This is a genomic window from Acrocarpospora corrugata, from assembly GCF_009687845.1.
In the GTDB taxonomy this organism is placed as follows: domain Bacteria; phylum Actinomycetota; class Actinomycetes; order Streptosporangiales; family Streptosporangiaceae; genus Acrocarpospora; species Acrocarpospora corrugata.
This window is the reverse complement of the sequence record NZ_BLAD01000037.1, coordinates 81,797-105,098: the sequence shown is the minus strand read 5'-3', so window position 1 is coordinate 105,098 and position 23,302 is coordinate 81,797. Positions and strand designations below refer to the sequence as shown.

Below are 23,302 nucleotides of genomic sequence, written 5' to 3'. Positions count from 1 at the left end.
GATCAGTGGTCGGTCGCCTTCTCGGCGCCGACGCCGGTCAGCGAGCGGACCTCGATCTCGGCGAACTTGGCCGCGTTGTGCTCCTCGCTGAGCACCGTGCCCAGCCAGCCGGCCAGGAAGCCGATCGGGATGGAGACGATGCCCGGGTTCTGCAGCGGGAACCAGGCGAAGTTCGCGTCCGGGAACATGGCGGTCGCGGAACCCGACACCACCGGCGAGAAGATGACCAGGACGACCGCGGAGACCAGGCCGCCGTAGATCGCCGAGACCGCGCCGGCCGTGTTGAACCTCTTCCAGAACAGGCTGTAGAGGATCGCGGGCAGGTTGCCCGAGGCGGCGACCGCGAAGGCCAGCGCGACCAGGAAGGCCACGTTGAGGCTCTGCGCCAGGATGCCGAGGCCGATGGCGACCGCGCCGATCGCGAAGGCGGCGACCCTGGCCATCAGGAGCTCCTCCTTCTCTGTCGCGTTGCCGCGCCGGAACACGTGGGCGTACAGGTCGTGCGCGAAGCTCGACGAGGAGGCCAGCGTGAGGCCCGCGACCACCGCGAGGATGGTGGCGAACGCGACCGCGGCGATCACCGCGAGCAGGATCGTGCCGCCGACATCGCCGAAGATCAGGTTGCCGACCGCCTTCGCGAGCTGTGGCGCGGCCGTATTGCCCGCCGCGTTCTGCTCGGAGATGGCCTTGCTTCCGACGAGGGCCGCGGCGCCGAAGCCCAGCACGAGCGTGAGCAGGTAGAAGGTGCCGATGATGCCGATGCCCCAGAGGACCGACTTGCGGGCGTCCTTCGCGGTGGGAACCGTGTAGAAGCGGATCAGGATGTGCGGGAGTCCGGCGGTGCCGAGCACGAGGGCGAGGCCGAGGCTGATCAGGTCGATCTTGCCGGCCAGGCCCTGGGCCTCGGTGCCGTACTTGAGGCCGGGCTCCAGGAACGAGGCGCCCTTGCCGCTCTGCGTGGCGGCGTCGCCGAGCAGGCCGGACAGATTGAAGCCGTAGTGCCCCAGCACCAGCAGGGTGACCAGGGTGGCGCCGCCCATGAGCAGGATCGCCTTGACGATCTGGACCCAGGTGGTGCCCTTCATGCCGCCGACGACCACGTACACGATCATGAGGAGGCCGACGCCGACGATGGTGAGGGCCTTGCCCGCCGGGGAGGTGATGCCGAGCAGCAGGCCGACCAGGGCGCCCGCGCCGACCATCTGGGCGAGCAGGTAGAAGATGCTCACCACGATGGTGGAGACGCCGGCCGCGGTCCGCACCGGCCGGGGGCTCATCCGGAAGGCGAGCACGTCGGCCATGGTGAACTTGCCGGAGTTCCGCATCAGCTCGGCGACCAGCAGCAGCGCCACCAGCCAGGCGACCAGGAACCCGATCGAGTAGAGGAAGCCGTCGTAGCCGGACAGCGCGATGATGCCCGCGATGCCGAGGAAGCTGGCGGCCGACATGTAGTCGCCGCCGATGGCCAGGCCGTTCTGGGCCGCGCTGAACGAGCGGCCGCCCGCGTAGTAGTCCGCGGCGGTCTTGGTGTGCCGGCTGGCCCAGAAGGTGATGGCCAGCGTGCCCGCCACGAAGAGCAGGAACAGGATCGTGGAGAGGGTGGTCTCGCTCATGCCTTGACCTCGCCGTCCGCGGCGGCGGGGTTGCCCTCGATCTCATGCCGGAGCTCGTCGGCGAGCGGGTCGAGCTTGGCCGCCGAGTGGCGCGCGTACGCCCAGGCGATCAGGAACGTCGACACGAACTGGAGCAACCCGAAGATCAACGCGATGTTGATGTTGCCCCACACCTTGGTGCCCATGAAGTCGCGGGCGAAGCCCGACAGCACCACGTAGAGCAGGTACCAGGCGAGGAAGGCGACCGTCATCGGGAACGCCCACGAGCGGTACCGGCGCTTCAGTTCCTGGAACCGTTCGGAGCCTCCTATCTCTTCGTATACCGACGAATCATGTTGTTGCGTCGTCACGATGCCTCCAACGCTGTGATCTGGATCACCCACAACGTAGGAGGGGACCGTACCCGGCGAGGAGAGGCGCGAGCGCGTTCTTCGCCGAGCCGCCGCCAAGTGGCGCTCAGCTGGGTCCGGGTTGCGCCGAATGGTCCGCTATGCGCGACGAACGGTCCCAGAAAAACGGGTCAGGACGAGCGGGGCCGCCAGTCGCCGCGATCGACGTCCAGGGTCTCCGGGGTGTGCAGCCGGACCATGGTCCTGGCCACGTTGGGCGGCACCCGGGACGGGGTCAGCAGCGAGACGACGATCATGACGGTGAACGAGATGGGCACCGTCCAGGCGGCCGGCTGGGCCAGCAGCGCGCCGCTCCAGCCGCCGTGCGGGCCGCCGATGATCGTCACCATCACGGCGGCGCAGGCCATGCCGCCCCCGGCCAGCAGCCCCGCCACCGCGCCGGTGGTGGTCAGCCGCCGCCACCAGATGCCCAGCACCAGCAGCGGGCAGAACGACGAGGCGGCCACCGCGAACGCCAGGCCGACCACGTCGGCGACCGGGAGCGCGCGGGCCATCCCGGCCAGCGCGAAGGGCACGAACACCGCGAGCACGGTGGCGAACCGGAAGGCGCGCACCCCGTCCTTGATCTTCAGCATGTCCTGGCCGACCACACCCGCGACGGACACGGTCAGCCCCGACGAGGTGGACAGGAAGGCCGCGAACGCGCCCCCGCTCACCAGCGCCGTCAGCAGGTCCCCCGCCACGCCCGGGACCAGATGGCTCGGCAGGGTGAGCACGATCGCGTCCGGCCGGTCGATGCCCGGCAGGTAGACCCGGCCCAGATAGCCGTAGATGGCGGGCATCAGATAGAAGGCGCCCAGCAGCGAGAGCACGACCAGGGTGGTACGGCGAGCCGCCCGCCCATCCGGATTCGTATAGAACCGCACCAGCACGTGCGGCAACCCCATCGTCCCCAGGAAAGTGGCCAGAATCAGCGAATAGGTGGAGTAGACCGGATACTCCCGCCCGTGCAGCGGCAGCGCCCACGGGTCCGACGCCGCCAGCCCCGGCGCGCCGTTCGCCCGCCAGGCCATCAGCATGAACACCAGCGGCACCGCCAGCGCGGTCAGCTTCAGCCAGTACTGGAACGCCTGCACGAACGTGATCGACCGCATCCCGCCCGACAGCACGTTCACCGCCACCACCACCGCGACCAGCAGCCCGCCCGCCCAGGTGGGCGCGCCCGTGATGGTACGGAACACCAGCCCAGCGCTCTGGAACTGCGGCATCAGGTAGAGCCACCCGATCAGCACCACCAGCACGCTGGACATCCGCCGCACGGCCATCGACTCCAGCCGCGCCTCGGCGAAGTCCGGCAGCGTGTACGCCCCCGACCGGCGCAGCGGCGCCGACACCAGCACCAGCAGCACCAGGTAGCCGCCCGTCCAGCCGACCGGCAGCCACAGCATGTCCGCGCCGAAGGTGAGGATCAGCCCCGCGATCCCCAGGAACGAGGCCGCCGACAGGTACTCGCCGCCGATCGCGGAGGCGTTCCAGAGCGGCGTCACCGTACGCGAGGCCACGTAGAAGTCCGACGTGGTGCGCGACACCCGGATCCCGAACGCGCCGATCAGCACCGCCGCCAGCACGACCAGGGCAATCGCGGCGACGCTCACTCGCGTTCCACGAGTTCGGCGAAGTGCCGTTCGTTGCTTTCGGCCTGCCGTACATAGAGCCAGGCGCCGACCACGAAAGCCGGATATATCAGCCCGGCGAGGACCACCCACGGCAGCGGCAGCCCCGCGATCTCGACCGCGCGCAGGTCGGGCACGAGCAGGAACAGCAGCGGCAGGCCGCCGATCACGCAGGCCAGCACGGTGCAGACGAACAGCGCCAGCCGGAACTGGGTGCGGATCAGGGAGCGCATGTAGACCTCGCCGAGCTGGGTCTGCTCGTCGATCTCGCGCGTCACCGGGTAGCGCGGCCGGCGGGCGGCGGCGGTGCGCGGGCTGGTGACGACCACCCGCCGGGGTTTGGCGCTCATTCGGACTTGGCCTTGCGGGCCCGGCGGACCAGCAGATCCCGTAGTTCCCTGGTGTGCCGCCGGCTGACCGGGATCTCGGTGTCGCCGATCCGCACCACGCACTTGCCGGAGTCGATGTGCAGCTCGTCGATGTGCCGCACCGCGACCAGGTGGCTGCGGTGCACCCGCAGGAACCCGGCCGAGGCCCACCGCTCCTCCAGCGCGGCCAGCGGGATCCGGACCAGATGGCTGCCGGTCGCGGTGTGCAGCCGGGCATAGTCGCCGCGCGCCTCCACGTACCGGACCTCGTTGCTGGTCACGAAGCGGGTCACGCCCCCCAATTCGACCGGAATCGTGTCGGCGTCGTGCTCGGCCCGGGGATCGACGGCCCCGGTGCTGCCGGCGCAGACCCGCCGGATCGCCTCCGCCAGCCGGTCAGGCCGCACCGGCTTCAGCAGGTAGTCCTCGGCCTTCAGCTCGAAGGCGTCCACGGCGTGGTCTTCGTACGCGGTGACGAACACGACCTTCGGCGGCCGGGAGAACTGGGTGAGCAGCCGGCCGAGCACCACCCCGTCCAGCCCGCGCATCCGGATGTCGAGGAAGACCGCGTCCACCGGCCGCCCGTCGGCCATCGCCCGGTCCAGCAGCTTCAGCGCCGCCGCCCCGTCCCGCGCCGTGAGCACGTCACCGATCCGCGGATCGGCGCGGAGCAGATACGCCAGGTCCTCCAGCGCGGGCTGCTCATCGTCGACCGCCATGACCCGCAGCCCGGTCATGTCCGCCTCCTCATGACTTAGTTCCATAGAGAGTGATGAAACGGTCTACGTAAGTCAACGCCCGTACGGAGCAGAGAGTATGCCCCAGGGAGATCGCGGGCTCGGCTAACGGGCGCTGACGCCGGGGCGGTACTTGGGGAGGCGGACGGTGACCTTGGTGCCGGCGCCCTCGCCGGTCTCCACGATGAGGCCGTATTCGTTGCCGTAGACCTGGCGGAGGCGTTCGTCGACGTTGGCCAGGCCGACGCCGGTGGCGCGGTCCTCGCCGGCCAGGACGCGGCGCAGGCGTTCCGGGTCCATGCCGAGGCCGTCGTCCTCGACGGTGATGCCGCAGTCGGCGCCGGCGTCCTCGGCGATGATCGTGATCCGGCCGACGCCGGGTTTGCTCTCCAGGCCGTGCCGTACGGCGTTCTCGACCAGGGGTTGCAGGCAGAGGAAGGGGACGGCGACGGCCAGGACCTCGGGGGCGATGCGGAGGGTGACCTGGAGCTGGTCGCCGAAGCGGGCGCGTTCGAGGGTGAGGTAGTGGTCGATGGAGTGGAGTTCCTCGGAGAGGGTGGTGAACTCGCCGTGGCGGCGGAAGCTGTAGCGGGTGAAGTCGGCGAAGTCGATCAGGAGTTCGCGGGCGCGTTCCGGGTCGGTGCGGACGAAGGAGGCGATGGTGGTGAGGGAGTTGTAGATGAAGTGCGGGGAGATCTGGGCGCGCAGCGCGCGGACCTCGGCTTCGATGAGCATGGTGCGGGAGCGGTCGAGTTCGGCGAGTTCCAGCTGGGAGTCGACCCAGCGGGCGACCTCCTGGACGGCGCGCACCAGGCCGGCGGAGGCGTGGTCGCCGTAGGCGGCGAGGGAGCCGACGACCCGGTCCTCGGTGGTGAGGGGGACCACGATGGCATGCCGGATCGGGCATTCCGGCAGGTCGCAGTCGAGTTGCAGGACCTGGGTGCGGCCGTCCTTGAGGGTGGCGATGGCGTGCTCGAAGGCGTCCCTGGCGTGGTGGTCGCCGGTGCCGTCGTAGACGAGGAGTTCTTCGGCGTTGGTGACGGCGATGGCGGGGGTGCCGAGGAGCTGGCGCAGGTGGCGGGAGGCTTTGAGCACGCCCGCCTGGCTCAGCCCGGCGCGGAGCAAGGGGGCGGCCAGGGAGGCGGTGTGCAGGGTCTCGAAGGTGGCGCGCTCGGCCGGGCCGCTGCCGAGTTCGCGGCGGCCGCGCAGGATGTGCCAGAGCACGGTGGCGGGGACGCCGACCAGCGCGAGCAGCACCAGCACGGCCACCAGGGGTTCCACGTCGCGGAGCCTACTCGCGGACCCGACATTTCCGATACGTGTGTTTAAGCGACCGTTTCCGGGAGGGCGGCCCTGATGCGCTTGGCGTACTCCTCCAGTTCGGACTCGTCCGCGTACTTCATCCGGGGCCAGAAGAACCCGCGCAGCCCGTCCTTCGGATTGCGCGGCACGACGTGCACGTGCAGGTGCGGGACGCTCTGGCTGATCCGGTTGTTCATCGCGACGAACGAGCCCCGCGCGGCCAGGCCGCCCTCGACCGCGCCGGTGATCGCCTGCACCCGCAGGAAGAACGGCCCGACCAGGTCGGCGGGCAGGTCGGTCAGGGTTTCTGTGTGCTGGCGCGGGACCACGAGGACGTGCCCCTTGAAGACCGGGCGGGTGTCGAGAAACGCCGCCACCGAATCATCCTGGAACACGATATATCCGGGTTTGTCGCCGTTGGCGATCGCGCAGAACAAGCAATCGGTCACCAGCCGACCTTAGCCGCTCCGGAGAGCAGCGACCGGGCGATGACCAGCCGCTGGACGTCGTTGGTGCCCTCGCCGATGGCCATCAGGGGCGCGTCCCGGTAGAGGCGCTCGACCACGAACTCCGGCGAGTAGCCGTAGCCGCCGTGCACGCGCATCGCCTCCATCGTCGCCCGCAGCGCGACCTCGGAGGCGAAGTACTTGGCCATCGCCGCCTCGCTGGTGACCGGCCCGGCCGCCGACCGGGTCGCCGCCCAGTAGGTCATCAGACGGGCCGCCTGGAGCTCGGTCGCCATGTCGGCGAGTTTGAGCTGGATCGCCTGGAACTCGGCGATCGGCTGCCCGAACGCGTGCCGCTCCTTGGCGTAGCCGAGCGCCGCGTCGTACGCGCACTGCGCCACCCCGACCGCGCGGGCCGCGATGTTGATCCGGCCGAGCTCCAGCGCGGACAGGACCTGCTGCATGCCCCTCCCCTCGGTCCCGCCCAGCAGCCGGGACACCGGCACCCTGGCGCCGTCCAGCACGACCTCGCAGGTCTCGGTGCCCTTGTAGCCGAGCTTGGGCAGGTCCCTGCTGACGGTGAGCTGGTCCCGGTCGATCAGCAGCACCGACATGCCGCGATGCGCGGGCTCCTCGACGGAGGTCTTCACCAGGACCGGGAGGGGGTCGGCGTGCCTGGCGTTGGTGATCCAGGTCTTGGTGCCGGACACGACGTAGTGCTCGCCGTCCCGGACCGCGCGGGTCGCGATCCCCTGCAGGTCGGTGCCCGCGCCGGGCTCCGTCAGCGCGATGCCGGTACGGCGCGCGCCGGTCGCGAGGTCGGGCAGGAATTCGTCCTTCTGCGCCTCGGTGCCGTACCGGGCGATCATCCAGGCGGCCAGGGTGTGCGAGCCGAGCACGCCCGCCACGCCCATCCAGCCGCGGGCGATCTCCTCGAAGACCAGGGCGAAGGAGACCCGGTCCAGATCCAGGCCGCCGTACTGCTCGGGGATGGTGATGCCGAACAGGCCGAGCTCCGCGAAGCGGGCGATGATCTCGGCCGGGTGGCGGCCGGTCCTTTCCCATTCGGGGGCGACCGGGATGATCTCCTTGTCCACGAACGTGCGCAGGGTGCGCCGGAACAGTCGCTGATCGTCATCGAGTTCGAAGTCCATGACAGCCATGGTGTCGATCCGTTCACAGAGGCGAAACCCATGGGTAACAACTGAAAGTTTCAGTCCCGCAAAAAGCCGGTCTGCCGGGGCTCCCGGTAAAAGACCAGTCCGGGGTACGCCGCCCGGTCGGCGGCGGGAATGTTCGGCGGCGATCGATTGACATCACTGAGGCACTCCCGACAATTCATATGTGGGAGCGCTCCCATGTTAGCAAGGCCAGTTGGACTTCGATCAGCGTCGGCGCGAAGAGGGTTTTCCCGTCCGATGCGCCCCGACGCACTTTGGAGAACCTTCTCTGATGCACAAAAGAGCTCTTGCTACGGGAGCGCTCCCACGTCGGCGGAGACGCGCGGTGTGGGCTGCCGTGATCACGTTGTGCGCCGGTGCCATGACCGGCCTGGCCCAGTCGCCCGCGTCCGCCGCCGTCGCCTGCGACGTCGCCTACACCTCCACCGACTGGACTTCCGGCCCAGGTCAGGGTGGGTTCAGCGCCGCTGTCACGATACGGAACACCGGAGACCCGATCTCCGCCTGGTCGCTCACCTTCGCCTTCCCGGGCAGCCAGCGGCTGACCCAGGGCTGGGCCGCCAACTGGACGCAGTCCGGCGCCGGCGTGACCGCCACCAACATGCCGTGGAACGGCGCCCTGGGCACGAACGCGACGGCCGGCCTCGGCTTCAACGGCACCTGGACCGGGAGCAACCCGAAGCCGGCCGGCTTCAAGGTGAACGGCGTGACCTGCGGCGGAACGCCGTCGCCCAGCCCGTCGCCGACCCCCACCCCCACGCTCCAGCCGGACGGTTACGTCGCGGTGACCCCGACGTCGCTGGCGGTGCCGGAGGGCGGCAGCGCCACCGCCGGGGTGAAGCTGTCCCTGCGGCCCAACTCCAACGTGACGGTGACGGTCACCAAGACGAGCGGGGGTGACGCCGACCTGTCCGCGTCCCCGACCACGCTGACGTTCACCCCCGCCACCTGGAACATCGCCCAGAACGTCGCCGTCTCGGCGGCCCAGGACGCCGACAACGCCGGCGGCGCCGCCAGGTTCACCCTCTCGGCCACCGGCGGCGGCGTCTTCTACTTCTCCAGCTCCCTCAACGCCACCGAGGCCGACGACGAGGCCGCGCGGCGAGTCACCGCGCTCGACCAGAACGGCTAGACCCGCCTGAGGGCGGCGGTCCCTGACCGGGCCGCCGCCCTCTCCCGACCGGCCCTCCCCGCAGGGCCGCCCCAAGCCGGGGCGCGACGGCGCCTGACCCGCTGTCGCGCCCCTGACCCCCCTCAGTTCGGTAAGGACGCTCCGATGCGCCGTACGCTCCGCGTCGCGGTGGTGGCGATGGTCGCCGCCGCGACACTCCAGCCCAGCTCCGCTTCGGCCGCCGTGTTCAACTACGGCGAGGCCCTGCAGAAATCCCTCCTCTTCTACGAAGCCCAGCAGTCCGGCGACCTGCCCAGCTGGAACCGCGTCGGCTGGCGCGGCGACTCGGGCCTGACGGACGGCCAGGACGTCGGCCTGGATCTGACCGGCGGCTGGTACGACGCCGGCGACCATGTCAAGTTCGGGCTGCCGATGGCGGCCTCGGCGACCATGCTGGCCTGGGGCGCGGTGGAGTACCGCGCCTCCTACGGCACCCAGCTGACCCACCTGCTGAACAACCTGCGCTGGGTCAACGACTACTTCATCAAGGCCCACCCGTCGGCCAACGTGCTGTACGGCCAGGTGGGCAACGGCGGCCTGGACCACGCCTGGTGGGGCCCGGCCGAGGCGATGGCGATGAACCGGCCGGCGTACAAGATCGACGCCAGCTGCGGCGGCGCCGACCTGGCCGGGGAGACGGCGGCGGCGATGGCGGCCTCGTCGATGGTGTTCAGGCCGACCGATCCCACCTACGCGAACACCCTGGTCACGCACGCGCGGCAGCTGTACACCTTCGCCGAGACGGTGCGCCGCGCCTACAGCGACTGCATCACCGACGCCAGCGGCTACTACCGCTCGTGGAGCGGTTACAACGACGAGCTGGTGTGGGGCGCGCTCTGGCTCTACCGCGCCACCGGCGAGGCGGCCTTCCTGGCCAAGGCCGAGGCGGGGTACGCGAACCTCGGCACCGAGCCGCAGAGCACCACGAAGTCGTACAAGTGGACGATCGCCTGGGACGACAAGTCGTACGGCGCGTACGTGCTGCTGGCCAAGCTGACCGGCAAGCAGCAGTACCTGGACGACGCCAACCGCTGGCTGGACTGGTGGACGGTCGGGGTCAACGGGCAGAAGGTGGCGTACTCGCCGGGCGGGCAGGCCGTGCTGGACCGGTGGGGTTCGCTCCGGTACGCCGCCAACACCGCGTTCGCCGCGCTGGTGCACAGCGACTCGATCACCGACGCCACCCGCAAGACCCGCTACCACGCCTTCGCCAAGCGCCAGATCGACTACGCGCTCGGCGACAACCCGCGCAACTCCTCGTACGTGATCGGGTTCGGCGCCAACCCGCCCAGGAACCCGCACCACCGCACCGCGCACGGCTCCTGGACCGACCAGATGACCAACCCGGTCGACACCCGGCACGTCCTGTACGGCGCCCTGGTCGGCGGCCCGCCCGACCCGAACGACGCCTACACCGACCGGCGCGACGACTTCGTCATGAACGAGGTCGCCACCGACTACAACGCCGGTTTCACCAGCGCCCTGGCCCGCCTGTACGGCGAGTTCGGCGGCACCCCGCTGGCCAACTTCCCGGTCGCCGAGACCCCGGACCCGGCCGAGATCTTCGTCGAGGCGTCGGTGAACGCCGCCGGCACCAACTTCACCGAGATCAAGACGATGGTGCGCAACCAGTCCGGCTGGCCGGCCCGGGTGCTGACCAACGGCTCGTTCCGGTACTACTTCACGCTGGACGGCGACAGCCAGCCGGCGGACATCACGATCACGGCCAACTACAACCAGTGCCGCCCGCCGTCGGGGATCACCCAGCACTCGGGCCGGATCTACTACGTGGCCATCGACTGCACCGGGCAGGTCATCGCCCCGGCCGGGCAGTCGCAGCACCGGCGTGAGGTGCAGTTCCGGATCGCCAGCGCCAAGCAGTGGGACCCGGCCAACGACTGGTCCTACACCGGGGTGTCGACGACGCCGGGCTCCACGCCGGTCCGGGTGAACAACATCACGCTGTGGTCGGGCACCACGAAGATCTGGGGCAATCCGCCGGGCAACCAGCCGTCCCCGTCTCCTTCGCCCAGCCCTTCCCCCAGCCCCTCACCCTCTCCGTCCCCCAGCCCCAGCCCGTCGCCGTCTCCTTCCCCCTCGCCATCTCCGTCACCGTCCCCGTCGCCTTCTCCGGGCGCGAAGGCGTGCACGGCCACCTACCGCGTCTCCAGCCAGTGGCCCGGCGGCTTCGGCGGTGAGGTGACCGTCCGGAACTCCGGCGCGGTCACGATCACCGGCTGGACCGTCAACTGGGCGTTCCCGAACGGGCAGACCATCTCCCAGATGTGGAACGGCACCCCCACCCAGACCGGCGCCAACGTGTCGGTACGGAACGTCGCCCACAACGGCAACCTCACCGCCAGTGCCACCACCAATTTCGGCTTCAACGGCAACTGGTCCGGTACGAACAATGTCCCGGCGGCCGTGACCTGCACGCCCGCCTGACCTCCGAGCCGCCCGCCTTCCCCCAGAAGGACCCCTCTGGGGGAGGCGGGCCCCCTGGGTCCCTCCGGGCCCGACCCTCCCGGTCCGGGGCGGGCATGCCTGACCCATGTCCTCCCCGGACCCTTTCTTTTTCCAAAGCCACCGGCAGCCCTTGCGGCGTACGATCTGATTTGTGGCGATCGGTCCCCTGCTCAAAGACCTCCGGGAAGCCGCCGGAATATCGCAAGCCGAGCTTGCACGCCTTTGTTGTGATATTTCCGGACGTTCTACGGTTACTCGTGAGATGGTGTCGCGCTGGGAGAACGGGAAGCGTTATCCCACCTTCTGGCTTCCGCATCTGGCGCGCGCGCTGGGCGTGGATGTGAGTGTGCTGGAGTCCGGGCAATTGAAGCGGCGCACGTTCGTGGTCTCCGCGGCCATCGGCGCGCTCGCCCCGCTGGGGCCGGCGCTGAACCGGGATTCGGCCGCCGAGATCGTGTCGTCGATCGCGGGGGGCGACGCGGGGGTGCTGGCCACCGTGCAGACCTCGCACGAGACCGACCTGCTCATCTCACACTTCGCCGCCTCCGACGCGGGCAGCGAGCGGCAGCTGGCGCGCTGGCTGGACGACGGCCCGGCGGTGCTCCGGGTGAACGCCTGCGGCATCGTCGCCAAGTCGGCGAAGCCCGACCTGATCGACTCCGCGGCGCACGCCCTGCGCCGCGACCGCGAGGTCCGCGACCTCTACCTGAGCGCGGTCGGCGGCCGGGTCGGCACCAGCCCGCAGGCCCTGATCAGGGAGCTCTACAACCCCCGGGACGCGGGCGCGCGCTGGTGTTCCGCGCTGCTGCTGCGCGACCACCCGGCCGAGGAGACCACCTCGGCGCTGCGGGCCGCGCTGCGTTCCGAACCGATCCCGGAGAACATCCGCACCATCGGCATGATCCTCAACGGAGTGGACCCTTGCATCTGATCGAAATCAAGAACGGCGAACTGGTGGCGACCCTGCGCGCCAGGCTGGCCGAACTGGGCGTCACCCGCGGCGCGATCGTCTCCCTGATCGGCGGCGTGGATTCGTTCCGCATCTCCACCATGCCGGCGCACGACGCGACCAAGGACATCGTTACCGACTATGACTTTCCGGCGGAGATGACCGGCACCGGGGAGATCGTCGGCGGCGATCCGCATATTCACGCGGTGATGGCCGTGGAAGGCGATCGCGGCATTTCCGGGCATCTGCACGCCGCGTCGGTACGGACCTGGTTCGCGAATGTCTATGTGGTTCCGCTTGATACCTGAACGTCCCTGAGTGGCCACCCGTGCGGGCTACCCCTGAATCAGGGGGAATCCCCTTTTCTAGGGACGTGAAATTCCGGATGCCCCCACTTCCGCCGCTGCCTGGGGGAATCGACGTCAGAAGGCCGAACGTGGCCCGGATGCACGACTACTATCTCGGCGGCAAGGACAACACCCTGATCGACCGGGCCTGCGCCGACGAGGTGCTCCGCCGGGTGCCGCTGACCCGGGAGACCGCCTGGGCCAACCGCCGGTTCGCGGCCCGCGCGATCGCCTTCCTGGCCGGGGAGCGCGGCATCCGCCAGTTCCTGGACGTCGGCGTCGGCCTGCCGTCCCGGGACAACACGCACGAGATGGCGCGCCGGGCCGGCCCGGACGCTCGGGTGATCTACGCCGACAACGACCCGGTGGTGCTGGCGCACGCCCGCGCCCTGCTGGCCAGGGACCCGCGGACCAGGGCGATCGCCGGGGACATCCGCAAACCGGGCGACCTGCTGGCCGACGAGCAGGTCAGGGACCTGTTCGACCTGTCCCAGCCGGTGGCGGTGCTGCTGACCTCGCTGCTGCACCACCTGCCGGACTCGGCCGAGCCGCACCAGGCGGTGGCCGCCCTGATGGCGGGCCTGCCGCCCGGCTCCTGCCTGGTGATCTCGCACGCCCGGCGGGAGCCGTCGCTGCTGCCGCTGGAGTTCATCTACGAACGCGCCAGCGCCCCCGCCGTGCCCCGCTCCCCCGCCGCGATCGCGGAGTTCTTCGCCGGGCTCACCCTGGCCGAACCCGGCCTGGTGGGCGTCCGCCGGTGGCGGCCGGACGAGCTGACCCTGCCGTGCGACCCCGACGTCCCGATGCTGGGCGCCGTCGGCGTCAAGACCTGATCTTGGTACGGCGGTCGTGCTGGTAGCGCGCGTACCGGTTCCGCAGCCGGGACCTGAGGACCTTGGAGCCCGCGCGGGCCTTGTCTCCCCCGTCCATCAGCAGCAGCATGAGCCGCCGGAACAGGATCGGCCCCCGCACCCGCACCTCGCCGAGCAGGGTGAGCGCGCCTTCCCGCCCCCGGGCCAGCAGCGCGCGGCCCTGGTCGGTGGCCTGGTCACGGCGGCGGAGCATCTCCTGCTTGTTCTCGTCGGCCAGCTGCTTGCCGAGCGTCTCGGCTCCGGCCGTGAGCAGCACGACGATCATCAGCGCGACCCGGGTGGCGAGCTCGTCGACCCGGCCGTCCAGGGCGTACCTGCGCTGCTCCCGCCACCAGCCGACCCAGGCGGGCCCGCCCCGGCCCAGCGAGGAGATCCCGGCCAGCCTGAGCCTGCGCCGGTGGGCGCGGACGCTGGCCGGGTCGAGGGTGGTCTGCACGGCGACCGCGACGCCGCGGTTCCACTCCCTGGCGGCGATCTCGCCGGTCCGCTCGCGCATCTGGTCGAGCACGTCGCGGGCCTGGGCCAGGATGATCGGCAGGTCGGTGAGCACCCGGGTCAGTTCCCGGCACCCGTCGAAGCCGCCCGCGTGGCAGGCCCGATGTTCGCAGCGGTGCCGGGCGGCGTGCGCCAGCGCCCCGGTGGAGACGACCTCGGCCAGCACGAGGTGCCCGGTCGAGTCGCCGCCGGCCAGCTCGATCAGCCCGTCGGCGTCCACCGCGAAGCCGCGGTACCTGGGCCGCCTGGCCGGGATGTGAGTGGCGGCCAGGCCGGTCAGGACGAGCGGGGGCGTGGCGTCCAGCAGCGACCGGTCCAGGGTCCTGTCGGCGACGTCCAGGTCGAGCCAGTTGACCAGCAGCACGTCGCCGCCGTTCAGCCACCAGCGTTCGGTGTCGGCGGGGTGCGCGGTCATGTGGGTGATCAGGGCGGCCGGGGTGCGGTGCTCGCGGCCTTCGAAGGTGATCGGGCCCGGCACCCGGTCGGGGGTCACGGCGGGGGTGCCGCCGGCCAGCCAGACGGCGACTTCGCGGCCCGTCCAGCGGGCGGCCGGGTCGACGGTGAGCAGGCCGCCCAGCAGGTGCTGCCAGCGCCCGAGTCCGGCGTCGAGGTCGGTGTCCCCGAGGTCGACGGCCGGGTCGCCCGGCTCGAACCGGGGCGGCCGCCCGGTGAGGAGTTCGTGCACGATGACGCCGAGCGACCACCAGAGGTCCTGGCCGCCGGCGACGCTGTCCGGGGGCGGCGGCTGGGACCAGCCGTACCGGACGGGGCGCGGGATCAGGCCGAGGACGAGGGTGAGCGGCTCGAAGCCGCCGGCCAGCAGGTCCTCGGGGCGGACGTCGGGGAGTTCCTGGCCGGTGACGGCCCGCCATTCGGCGGCCAGCGCGGCGATCGAGGCGACGACCTCCCTGGTCCGTTCCTCGTTCCACGGCTCGCCGGTCATCAGGGAGCGCAGCGAGCCCCCGGGCAGGTGCGTCTGGACCAGCCACGGCACGTCGCCGTCGCCGGAACCCGCCCGCCCGTAGGCGATCAGACCGGCCGGCGGCTGCCCGGTCAGCTTCGCCAGCAGGTCCTCGTCGAGCCAGCGGCCCGCCTGGTAGACGCGGAGCGCCACCGGTCCGAGCAGCTCGCCGTTTCTGGGCTGGGCGAGGTAGAGGTCGCTCTCCTCATCTTGGGCGAGGAGCGCCTCTATCTTGAACCGCCGGCGCAGCGACATCGGCACCAGGGAGAACTGGATCACAGGGCGGATCCTTTCAATAGCCGACATGGCCCGCCAGGGTGATCTGGCTACGAACTGCCAACAGGGGAACGACCGAGGGTGGGTGGGAGGTTCCGGGGCACTCCGCCGTCGCTGCTAGCTTGAACGCTGTGGTGACGAGGGTGCTGCACGCGATCTGGGCCGGGGGGCGGCTGGCGTCGTGGGCCGAGGACGGGACGCTCCCGTTCATCACGCACTCCCGCGCCGAGGTCCGGGACCATCCGTTCGCGGTGCCGGCGGCCGAATCCGTCGTGCTGCTGCTGCCCAGTTCGGCGCGGGGGCCGGTGCCGTCGCCGGAGCTCGGGGCCGATGTCACGGTGCGGAATCCGCGGCTGGCGCGGTGGCGGGTGCCGATCATGCCGTACGCGCCGGAGGGGATCGACGCGATTCCTGGGCCTTCGGTGCGATATTTCGGGATTGTTGGGGATTTCGCGCGTGATCTGGTCCGGCGGGGGCGCATCCTGCCGTGGCTGGCGACCGACGAGGCGCGCTGGCGGCCGGTGCTGACCGGGGCGGACGCGGCGCGGTTCCGGGAGCTGGCGGAGGCGATGCCGCCGGTGTGCCGGGCCGTGGAGGAGGAGGGGCGGTCCAGTGAGGTGCTGCTGGGGGCGCTGACGGAGCTGGTGGATTCGACCGCGCGTAAGGCGTTTCCTGAGCGGCTGATCGGGGCGTACCGGCCGGGGCGGAAGAGCGCGCTGGCGGATCGGTGGCTGCTGGCGCTCACCGACGCGAACCCGCGGCTGGACGAGGTGGAGCCGGTCGAGGCCTTCTACCTGTCGCGGGCGCTGAACGGGTGGTTTGAGGCGGCGCAAGGGCTCGGCGGTCCGGTAGTGGTCGAGTTCCGGCTGGTTGAGCCGGAGGCGGACGGCCAGTGGCTGGTGGAGTTCGGGCTGCGCTCCGCCGACGAACCGGATCTGCGGGCCACGGCGGCGGAAGTGTGGGCGGGCGCGGAGTTCCCCGGCGTGTCGGACCCGCAGGAGCTGCTGCGGGCCGGGCTGCGCCGCGCGGTCCGGCTCTACCCGGACCTGGACCGGGCCCTGCGGATGCGACGCCCGGACAGGCTGGCCGTGGACACCAGGGGCGCGTTCGCGTTCCTGCGCCACTCCGCGCCCCTGCTGGAGGCGGCTGGGTACGGCGTGGTGCTGCCCTCCTGGGTGGGCAGGACCCGGCTGGGCCTGAAGATGACCACCCGATCCCGCCCGGGGCCGCCCAACCTCGGGCTCCGCGAGCTGGTCGACTTCCGGATGGACCTGGCCGTCGGCGACCAGGTCATCGACGAGGCCGAACTGGCCGAGCTGGCCCGGCTCAAGGTGCCGCTGGTCCGGGTCCGCGGCGAGTGGGTGGAGCTGGACGACCGCCAGCTGAAGGCCGCGCTGCGCGCGGTCGAGGATCGGCGGGTCGTCGAGCTGACCGTGGGCGACGTCATCCGCGAGGTCGTGCTCGGCGGCGCGGAGGAGCTGCCGCTGGTCGAGGTGGACGCCGACGGCCTGCTCGGCGACCTGCTCTCCGGCGAGACCGAACGCCGGCTGCGCCCCGTGCCCACCCCGGCCACCCTGAACGGCGTGCTCCGGCCCTACCAGGAGCGCGGGCTGGCCTGGCTGGGGTTCCTGTCGGGGCTCGGCCTCGGCGGGATCCTCGCCGACGACATGGGCCTGGGCAAGACGATCATCACGCTCTCGCTGATGCTGGCCGAGCGGGAGGACGGCGCGACCCCGCCGGCCACCCTGCTGGTCTGCCCGATGTCGCTGATCAACAACTGGCAGAAGGAGGCCGCCAGGTTCGCGCCCAGCCTGCGCGTCTACATCCATCACGGCGGTTCCCGCCACAGAAACGCCGAGCTGGCAGACGCGATCCGGGCCGCCGACCTGGTGATCACCACCTACGGCACCGCCCTGCGCGACCTGCCGTCGCTGGCCCGGCAGGGCTGGGAGCGGGTCGTCTGCGACGAAGCCCAGGCGATCAAGAACAGTGCGACCAGGCAGGCCCAGGCGGTCCGGCAGATCCGGGCCAGGACCAAACTGGCGCTGACCGGCACCCCGGTCGAGAACCACCTGTCCGAGCTGTGGTCGATCATGGAGTTCTGCAATCCGGGGCTGCTCGGCCCGGCGCGGGCGTTCCGGACCCGCTACCAGGACCCGATCGAGTCCCGCCGGGACGACAACGCGATGCGGGGGCTGCGCCGGGCCACCGGGCCGTTCGTGCTGCGCCGCCTCAAGACCGACAAGACGATCATCTCCGACCTGCCGGACAAGCTGGAGATGAAGGTCTGGTGCACGCTCACCCCCGAGCAGGCCCGCCTCTACCAGGCGGTGGTGGCCGACATGATGGGCCGGATCGAGAGCAGCGAGGGCATCGAGCGGCGCGGCAACGTGCTGGCCACCATGACCCGCCTCAAACAGGTCTGCAACCATCCCGCCCACCTGCTGAAGGACGGCTCCCGGCTGGACGGCCGCTCCGGCAAGCTGGCCCGGCTGGAGGAGATGGCCGAGGAGATCCTGGAAGAGGGCGACAAGGCGCTGGTCTTCACGCAGTACGCGGAGTTCGGCACGATGCTCCAGCCGTACCTGGAGTCCAAGCTGGACCGGCCGGTGCTCTGGCTGCACGGCGGCCTGAGCAAGCGGCGGCGGGACGAGCTGGTCGAGCGCTTCCAGCGGGACGACGAGCCGATGATCTTCCTGCTGTCGTTGAAGGCGGCCGGGGTCGGGCTGAACCTGACCGCCGCCAACCACGTCGTGCACATCGACCGCTGGTGGAACCCGGCGGTGGAGAACCAGGCCACCGACCGCGCGTTCCGGATCGGGCAGACCCGGAACGTGCAGGTCAGGAAGTTCATCTGTGTGGGCACGCTGGAGGAGCGGGTGGACGAGATGATCGAACGCAAGCTGGCGCTGGCCGAGAGCGTGGTCGGCGGCGGCGAGGACTGGCTCGCCGACCTGTCCGCCGACCAGCTGCGCGACCTGTTCCGGCTCAGCCCAGAGGCGGTGCGCTGATGACCGGAGATCCGCTCGACGTCGAGGACGTGCCGTTCGCCGACCGGCTCGACGACTTCTACGCGCCCTCGGTGTCGCTGGCCCGGCTGAAGGCCCACCCGGACGTCAGCTCCCCCGCCGACCTGCTGCTGCGCGCGCTGGAACCACCACCCATCAAGATCAGGCACATCCCGCTGCTGGACCTGCTCCGCCCGGCCTACCGGCGGCTGGCCTCAATCGAGAAGCGCGTCCAGGAATGAGTTGCTGAACACCCGGTGCGGGTCCAGCGCGTTCAGCGTGCCCACCGCGGTGTCCCAGTTGTCGCCCACCGGCTGCCCGGCCCGGTACGCCGCGGGGATCACCGTGTCCCGGAACCCCGCGTCCGCCCAGGTCGCCGTGCCCGAGTACCCCCACCCCTTCGACCACTCGGGGCGCACCCCCGCGTAGGTGTAGTTGGCCAGGATCCACTGCTCGGTCTCCCGGTAGAACTGCTGCGCGTACGGCGTCCCCGGCACGGTGAGGATGTCCAGCCACACCGCCACGTTCCAGTCCGGATGATCCGGCCTCGGCCGCAGCGCCGACAGCTGCGGCGACACCGCCCCGGCCACCTGCGCGTCGGCGGGGTTGTCCAGCCCGGTCACCCGGATCTCCAGCGGCCCGTTCATCGGATAGCGCCCCAGCGCCGCGTACGCGTTGAGCGCGTTCTTGTAGTAGGTGTAGAACTCGCTCACCACCCGCTGGATGTTGGCCCGGGTGGTCAGGATGGCGTACCCGTTGGCGGTGACCCGCAGCGTGGTCGGCCGCACGTACAGCAGGGTGTTCTTGGACCAGCCCCAGATGTCCCACGTCCCGGTCAGGATCAGCCCGGAGCCGACCACCGCCATCTGGGTGTTCTCGAACGTCGGCGTCAGCCCGGCGTTGCCCGCCACGATCTGGGACAGCAGGTCGGAGGCGGCCTCGGAGAGGAAGTCGGAGAACGGGTAGTTGTAGGGGGAGTTGACCTGTTTGGCGAACAGCGGCTTGCTGGGCGCGACGCTCCACACCTTCAGCCAGGGCACGGTGGTGAACGGGAACCAGATGGCCTCGACCCGGCCGGTGGAGTTGACGTAGCCGGCGAACGAGCTGGAGCCGGCGCTGGCGGGCGGCGCGAACATGTCGTTGACGTTGATGTGGTAGAAGCTCTGGCAGCGAAGCCGCTTGTTCGCGCCGACCCGCAACGTCACCTCGGTGATGAACGAGCGGCCCAGGTTGACCAGCAGGGCGGCGATCTGCGCGTCGCCGCGCTGGAAGGTGCGCAGCGCGTAGGCGGAGCCGTTCCAGGTGACGGCCTTGAGCGAGACGACCAGGTTGCTGACCGAGCCGAAGGTGTGGCCGGGGGTGAGGGTCTCGCCGGTCTTGGGGACGGCGGTGCCGTGGCCGTCGATGGCGAGCACGCCGCCGAGGGTCAGGTCGCCGGGGGCGGGGGTGGCGGTCAGGCCGTAGCCGGCGCCTTCCAGGGTGCCGAGCAGGGATTCCATGGTGACGCCGGTCTGGGCGGTGACGGTGCCGCTGCCGACGCTGACGGCGGTCAGGTGCTGGGTGGTGTCCACCAGGACGGTGTTTCCGGCCGCGCCGGCCGGGATGACCAGCGGCGACCAGTTGTGCGACTTGCCCTTGGCGCGCAGCTTCCAGCCGTTGGCGCGGGCCCAGTTGGCCAGCGTGACCACGTCGGCGGGGGTGGCGGGGGCGCAGGTCCAGACGCCGTCGACCTCGATCTCACCGGACCAGTTCTCGTACGCCTGCTGATAGATGGAGATGCCGCCGGGGAAGGCGGGCGGCGCGGCGAGGGTGGCGCCGCGGGCGGGCAGCAGATGGAAGACGGGAGTCCAGGAAAGGGCTCCGAGCAGCGCGCGACGGGACAGGCCGGTACGGGGGATGTCCAAGGGAGACCTCCGGAGCAGCAGGCACGAATGAGGCATCCATCGAGGGATGCGGGGACGGGTTCGCGCCTAGCCCCGCCTACCGAAGCAGGATCACCTGCTTTATACGCCGCACCCGAAAGGCGGTCAAGCACTTGCTTGGTTCGATCAGGTGTCGACGAAGTCCTGCCCGACCATCACCCGCACGCCGTTCGGAATCGTGGTCAGCGTGAGCGGCGTGCGCAGCCGCACCTCGCCGTCGATGTCGGCCGCCATCGGCGGATCCGTCTCGATCAGCATCTCCCTGCCGATCACGAAAGGCCCTCCGGCCAGGCTGCGCCACTTGCCGGTGGTGGCCCGGCCCATGGTCTCCACCAGCAGCCGCAGCCGTTTGCCCGACCCCAGCTGGTAGGCGACCAGCCGCCGGTTGTCGATGCTGATGTCCCTGGCGATCTGCCAGCCGCCGTGGAACCGGCCGTTGGCGATGTTGAGCTGGTGGGTGAGCAGCTCGTGCCGCACCCCGTCCACCGTGACGTAGGCCCGGAACGCGTGGTGGCCCGGCAGGATGGTCAGCGCGGTGAGCGGGTAGGCGGCCCGGCCGAGCACCCGCTTCAGCCACGGTTTCACCGTGCCGGCCACCTCGACGGAGACGCCGAAGCTGGCCAGGTTGGCGAACGGGCGGTCGCCGCACAAGCCCAGGTCGATGTCGGCGACCTTGCCCTCGGTGAAGACCCGGACCGCGCCGGTGCGGGTCAGCGGCAGGCCGAGACTGCGGGCGAAGTTGTTGGTGGTGCCCAGCGGGAGCACGCCCAGCGCCACGTCCCGGTGCACCAGGTGCTTGACCGCCGCGCTCAGCGTGCCGTCGCCGCCGCCCACGATGAGCAGGTCGGGTTCGAGGCCGAGCGCCTCGTCCAGGGTGGCCCGCAGCCGCTTCGGCTCGTCCACCGGGAACACCCCGAGCGGCGCGAAGCCGGCGGCCCGGATCAGCCGCAGCACCTCGGCGTAGTGCCTGCGGCCACGCCGGGACTTGGTGTTCACCACAACGGCGGCCTTCCGGTCATCCCGGACGGCCGCCGTGTGGTCCGCCTTGCTGCGCATGATCACATGCTAGTGCTTTACTTCTTCGCTGCCGTCACCTGGAGGATGACGCCGAGGTTAAGGGGAAGGGGGCTGATCAGCTTGAGCTGCGCGCCCAGCGCCTTGCCCTCGTCGCCGGGATTGCCGGTGCCCAGGGTGAAGCCGTTGAACTGCTGCCCGTAGACCGAGGTCGCCGGGGTGCCGTCGGGGTTGACCACCCGGACCGAGTAGAGCTGGTTGCCCTTGGAGGGGACCACCGCGGAGGCGTCCCTGCTCCGGGAGGCGAACCAGACGCCGTCGCGCTGGTAGTTGGTGTCGTAGGTGTAGGCCAGGCCCTTGTCGAAGCCGTCCAGGTTGCGCCACTCGGCCAGGTAGAACTGGTCGGTGACCTCGGTGCCGCTGTGCCTGATCCAGCCCTGGCCGCGGGTGTTGGTGAAGGTGCCGGTGGTCGCGGTCCAGCCGTTCGCGCCGCCCTCCACGTCGTCGGTGAAGACGGTGGCCGCGCCGTTGGTCACCGAGAAGTCGTCGGAGAACCAGCCGCGCTCCATGTAGGCGGCGTCGGTGGCGTAGCGGAGCCTGACCTGGACGGTGGCGCCGGCGAACGGCGTCAGGTCGATGTAGTCGTGCCGCCAGCCGTCGGTGTGGCCGGTCAGGCCGTGCTTCTTGTTCCCGAAGTCCTTCAGCCGCTTGTTGGGGTCGTTGTCGGTGGAGACGAGCGTGCCGCCCTCGGCGTAGACGTTCTGCTCGTTCCAGGTGGCGCCGCCGCCGGTGGAGACCTCGACGAAGCCGTAGTCCCAGTCCTCTTCGATGATGTAGTCGTTCCACATCCAGAACTTGACGTCGGCGCCGGCCGGGACCTGGATGGTGCGGGTCAGCCGCGAGTCGGCCCAGTTCTGGTCGGGGCTGGACCACCAGGCGTTGGCGCCGCTGTGCGGCACGGTCAGCTGGGTGGACTTGTCCGGCAGGTTGATCCGGACGCCGTCCTCGGTCAGCTTGGGGGTGTTCGAGGACTGGCCGACGGTGATCAGCTTGGTGCCGCTGCCCGGATCGACGATCTTCGGGTTCGCCCAGCCCAGCACCCACTTGTCCCAGATGCCCATGTGGGCGGGCATCGACTGGAAGATCGGCCCGGAGTGCGAGCCGGTGGACATCAGCGACCAGAACTCGACGCTGGTGTCGCCGGCGACGGTGACGTCGTAGAGGTCGGGCAGGCCGAGGTCGTGGCCGTACTCGTGGGCGAAGACGCCGACGCCGGAGTCCTCCGGCTGGACGATGTAGTTGGCGATCTTCTTGGTGGTGCCGGGGATGCTGTAGCCGCCGGTGATGGTGGAGGCGTGCGCCCAGATGGCGTACGTGCCCTCCGCGCCGCCGCCGCCGGACTTGTCCTCGCCGGCGTGCACCAGGAAGAGGTGGTCGATCACGCCGTCCGGCTCCAGGCGGTTGCCGTCGTTGTCGGCGTCCGCGGTGTCCTCGATGTCGTAGTCGGCCCACGGGAAGTTCGGCTGCTGGGCGGCCAGCACGTTGACCGCGCCGATGCCGAGCGCGGCCGCGCCGAGCGGGTTGTCGGGGTGGCCGTTGGTGTTCTGCGGGGCGTTGTCGTTCTCGGGGTCGCAGGCGGCGGCGCCGTACCAGCCTTCCGAGTGGGGCACCTTGAGCCAGCCGATGGCCGCGCCGGCGACGGTGTAGGCGCCCTTGGACATCTCCTCGTACATCTTCTTCATGGTGAAGCCGGAGATGTCGATGCCCTTCTTACCGTCCCTGGGGTCGGTCAGGTCGGGGCGGACGCGGGTGGTGATGCCGGCGTCGGTGTAGAGCATCTTGTTGAAGTGGGCGGCGCTGAAGTCGGGCACCCAGAGGGTCTGGTTGTCCCTGCCCGGTCCCGGCAGGGTCGCCGGGTTCGGGATCTTGTTGTGCAGCGGGCCGTTGATCTTGGTGCCGGGCGGTTCGACCACGCAGGTGTTCGGGTCGGCCGTGGAGGACTGGCGGCTGAAGCCGGAGAAGTCGTCGTTGGCGTTCTCGTTGAACTCCACCAGCAGGGTCAGCAGCTTCGCGGTCTGCTTGGTCCTGACCTTCTTGTAGATGAACTTGTCACACGGTAAGTCAAACGGCGGACGGCAAAAGGCGGCCCCC

General features: G+C 70.5%; 19 protein-coding genes. 7 read left to right on the top strand and 12 right to left on the bottom strand.

All coding sequences use genetic code 11. The annotated features are described in order from the left end of the window. Nucleotides 1-2: 2 nt before the first annotated feature. From Acor_RS03730 to Acor_RS03695, 8 genes are all read right to left on the bottom strand, one after another. Nucleotides 3-1,613 (bottom strand): solute symporter family protein, encoded by a 1,611-nt coding sequence (locus Acor_RS03730; RefSeq protein WP_155335095.1) that lies wholly within the window; start codon nucleotides 1,611-1,613, stop codon nucleotides 3-5. Then, a complete protein-coding gene (locus Acor_RS03725; RefSeq protein WP_155335094.1) occupies nucleotides 1,610-1,963 on the bottom strand; it encodes a DUF485 domain-containing protein in 354 nt (117 codons plus the stop codon). Before Acor_RS03725 ends, Acor_RS03730 begins: the two co-directional genes overlap by 4 nt. A 170-nt stretch (nucleotides 1,964-2,133) precedes the next feature. After that, entirely contained in the window at nucleotides 2,134-3,618 is a 1,485-nt protein-coding gene (locus Acor_RS03720; RefSeq protein ID WP_155335093.1) for a sodium/solute symporter, read from the bottom strand. Further along, on the bottom strand, nucleotides 3,615-3,986 hold the full coding sequence (locus Acor_RS03715; protein WP_155335092.1) for a hypothetical protein: 372 nt from the start codon (nucleotides 3,984-3,986) through the stop codon (nucleotides 3,615-3,617). Before Acor_RS03715 ends, Acor_RS03720 begins: the two co-directional genes overlap by 4 nt. Further along, nucleotides 3,983-4,741, bottom strand: a complete 759-nt coding sequence (locus Acor_RS03710) for a LytR/AlgR family response regulator transcription factor (RefSeq protein ID WP_155335091.1) — start codon at nucleotides 4,739-4,741, stop codon at nucleotides 3,983-3,985. The genes Acor_RS03715 and Acor_RS03710 overlap by 4 nt, the downstream gene beginning before the upstream one ends. Nucleotides 4,742-4,846: 105 nt before the next feature. Further along, on the bottom strand, nucleotides 4,847-6,022 hold the full coding sequence (locus Acor_RS03705) for a sensor histidine kinase (protein WP_155335090.1): 1,176 nt from the start codon (nucleotides 6,020-6,022) through the stop codon (nucleotides 4,847-4,849). Nucleotides 6,023-6,066: 44 nt separating this feature from the next. After that, nucleotides 6,067-6,492 (bottom strand): HIT family protein, encoded by a 426-nt coding sequence (locus Acor_RS03700; protein ID WP_155335089.1) that lies wholly within the window; start codon nucleotides 6,490-6,492, stop codon nucleotides 6,067-6,069. Beyond that, the gene (locus Acor_RS03695) at nucleotides 6,489-7,643 is read right to left on the bottom strand and encodes an acyl-CoA dehydrogenase family protein (RefSeq protein WP_155335088.1); all 1,155 of its coding nucleotides are present in this window, start codon (nucleotides 7,641-7,643) and stop codon (nucleotides 6,489-6,491) included. Before Acor_RS03695 ends, Acor_RS03700 begins: the two co-directional genes overlap by 4 nt. A gap of 352 nt (nucleotides 7,644-7,995) precedes the next feature. Between Acor_RS03695 and Acor_RS03690 the strand changes: the two genes are divergently transcribed. The 5 genes from Acor_RS03690 to Acor_RS03670 all read left to right on the top strand — a co-directional run bounded on the left by Acor_RS03690 (nucleotide 7,996) and on the right by Acor_RS03670 (nucleotide 13,436). Further along, nucleotides 7,996-8,802 (top strand): cellulose binding domain-containing protein, encoded by an 807-nt coding sequence (locus Acor_RS03690; RefSeq protein WP_246238403.1) that lies wholly within the window; start codon nucleotides 7,996-7,998, stop codon nucleotides 8,800-8,802. A 144-nt stretch (nucleotides 8,803-8,946) separates the two neighbouring features. Next, nucleotides 8,947-11,286 carry a glycoside hydrolase family 9 protein gene (locus tag Acor_RS03685; protein WP_155335087.1) on the top strand — a complete coding sequence of 780 codons (2,340 nt, stop codon included), beginning with the start codon at nucleotides 8,947-8,949 and terminating at the stop codon, nucleotides 11,284-11,286. A gap of 172 nt (nucleotides 11,287-11,458) precedes the next feature. After that, entirely contained in the window at nucleotides 11,459-12,238 is a 780-nt protein-coding gene (locus Acor_RS03680) for a helix-turn-helix domain-containing protein (RefSeq protein WP_155335086.1), read from the top strand. After that, nucleotides 12,229-12,564 (top strand): PCC domain-containing protein, encoded by a 336-nt coding sequence (locus tag Acor_RS43060; protein WP_246238402.1) that lies wholly within the window; start codon nucleotides 12,229-12,231, stop codon nucleotides 12,562-12,564. The genes Acor_RS03680 and Acor_RS43060 overlap by 10 nt, the downstream gene beginning before the upstream one ends. Nucleotides 12,565-12,701: 137 nt before the next feature. After that, the gene (locus Acor_RS03670; protein ID WP_246238401.1) at nucleotides 12,702-13,436 is read left to right on the top strand and encodes an SAM-dependent methyltransferase; all 735 of its coding nucleotides are present in this window, start codon (nucleotides 12,702-12,704) and stop codon (nucleotides 13,434-13,436) included. On the opposite strand, the gene Acor_RS03665 is transcribed toward Acor_RS03670, so the two are convergent. Beyond that, on the bottom strand, nucleotides 13,426-15,210 hold the full coding sequence (locus Acor_RS03665) for a hypothetical protein (protein ID WP_155335084.1): 1,785 nt from the start codon (nucleotides 15,208-15,210) through the stop codon (nucleotides 13,426-13,428). The two genes, Acor_RS03670 and Acor_RS03665, sit on opposite strands and share 11 nt — an antisense overlap. 128 nt (nucleotides 15,211-15,338) lie before the next feature. Here Acor_RS03665 and Acor_RS03660 point away from each other — a divergent pair, with 128 nt between their 5' ends. Together Acor_RS03660 and Acor_RS03655 are read left to right on the top strand one after the other, a co-directional pair. Beyond that, nucleotides 15,339-18,218, top strand: coding sequence for a DEAD/DEAH box helicase (locus tag Acor_RS03660; protein WP_155335083.1), 2,880 nt, complete (start codon nucleotides 15,339-15,341; stop codon nucleotides 18,216-18,218). Beyond that, nucleotides 18,218-18,457: a hypothetical protein gene (locus Acor_RS03655; RefSeq protein ID WP_155335082.1), complete on the top strand. Its 240-nt coding sequence runs from the start codon at nucleotides 18,218-18,220 to the stop codon at nucleotides 18,455-18,457. The genes Acor_RS03660 and Acor_RS03655 overlap by 1 nt, the downstream gene beginning before the upstream one ends. Here Acor_RS03655 and Acor_RS03650 read toward each other — a convergent pair. From Acor_RS03650 to Acor_RS03640, 3 genes are all read right to left on the bottom strand, one after another. Continuing rightward, nucleotides 18,431-20,119 (bottom strand): cholesterol oxidase substrate-binding domain-containing protein, encoded by a 1,689-nt coding sequence (locus Acor_RS03650; protein WP_218034113.1) that lies wholly within the window; start codon nucleotides 20,117-20,119, stop codon nucleotides 18,431-18,433. The genes Acor_RS03655 and Acor_RS03650 overlap by 27 nt on opposite strands. A gap of 144 nt (nucleotides 20,120-20,263) precedes the next feature. After that, nucleotides 20,264-21,193 carry a diacylglycerol/lipid kinase family protein gene (locus Acor_RS03645; protein WP_155335080.1) on the bottom strand — a complete coding sequence of 310 codons (930 nt, stop codon included), beginning with the start codon at nucleotides 21,191-21,193 and terminating at the stop codon, nucleotides 20,264-20,266. 17 nt (nucleotides 21,194-21,210) lie between these two features. Further along, nucleotides 21,211-23,253 carry an immune inhibitor A domain-containing protein gene (locus tag Acor_RS03640; protein WP_155335079.1) on the bottom strand — a complete coding sequence of 681 codons (2,043 nt, stop codon included), beginning with the start codon at nucleotides 23,251-23,253 and terminating at the stop codon, nucleotides 21,211-21,213. Nucleotides 23,254-23,302: the final 49 nt, after the last annotated feature.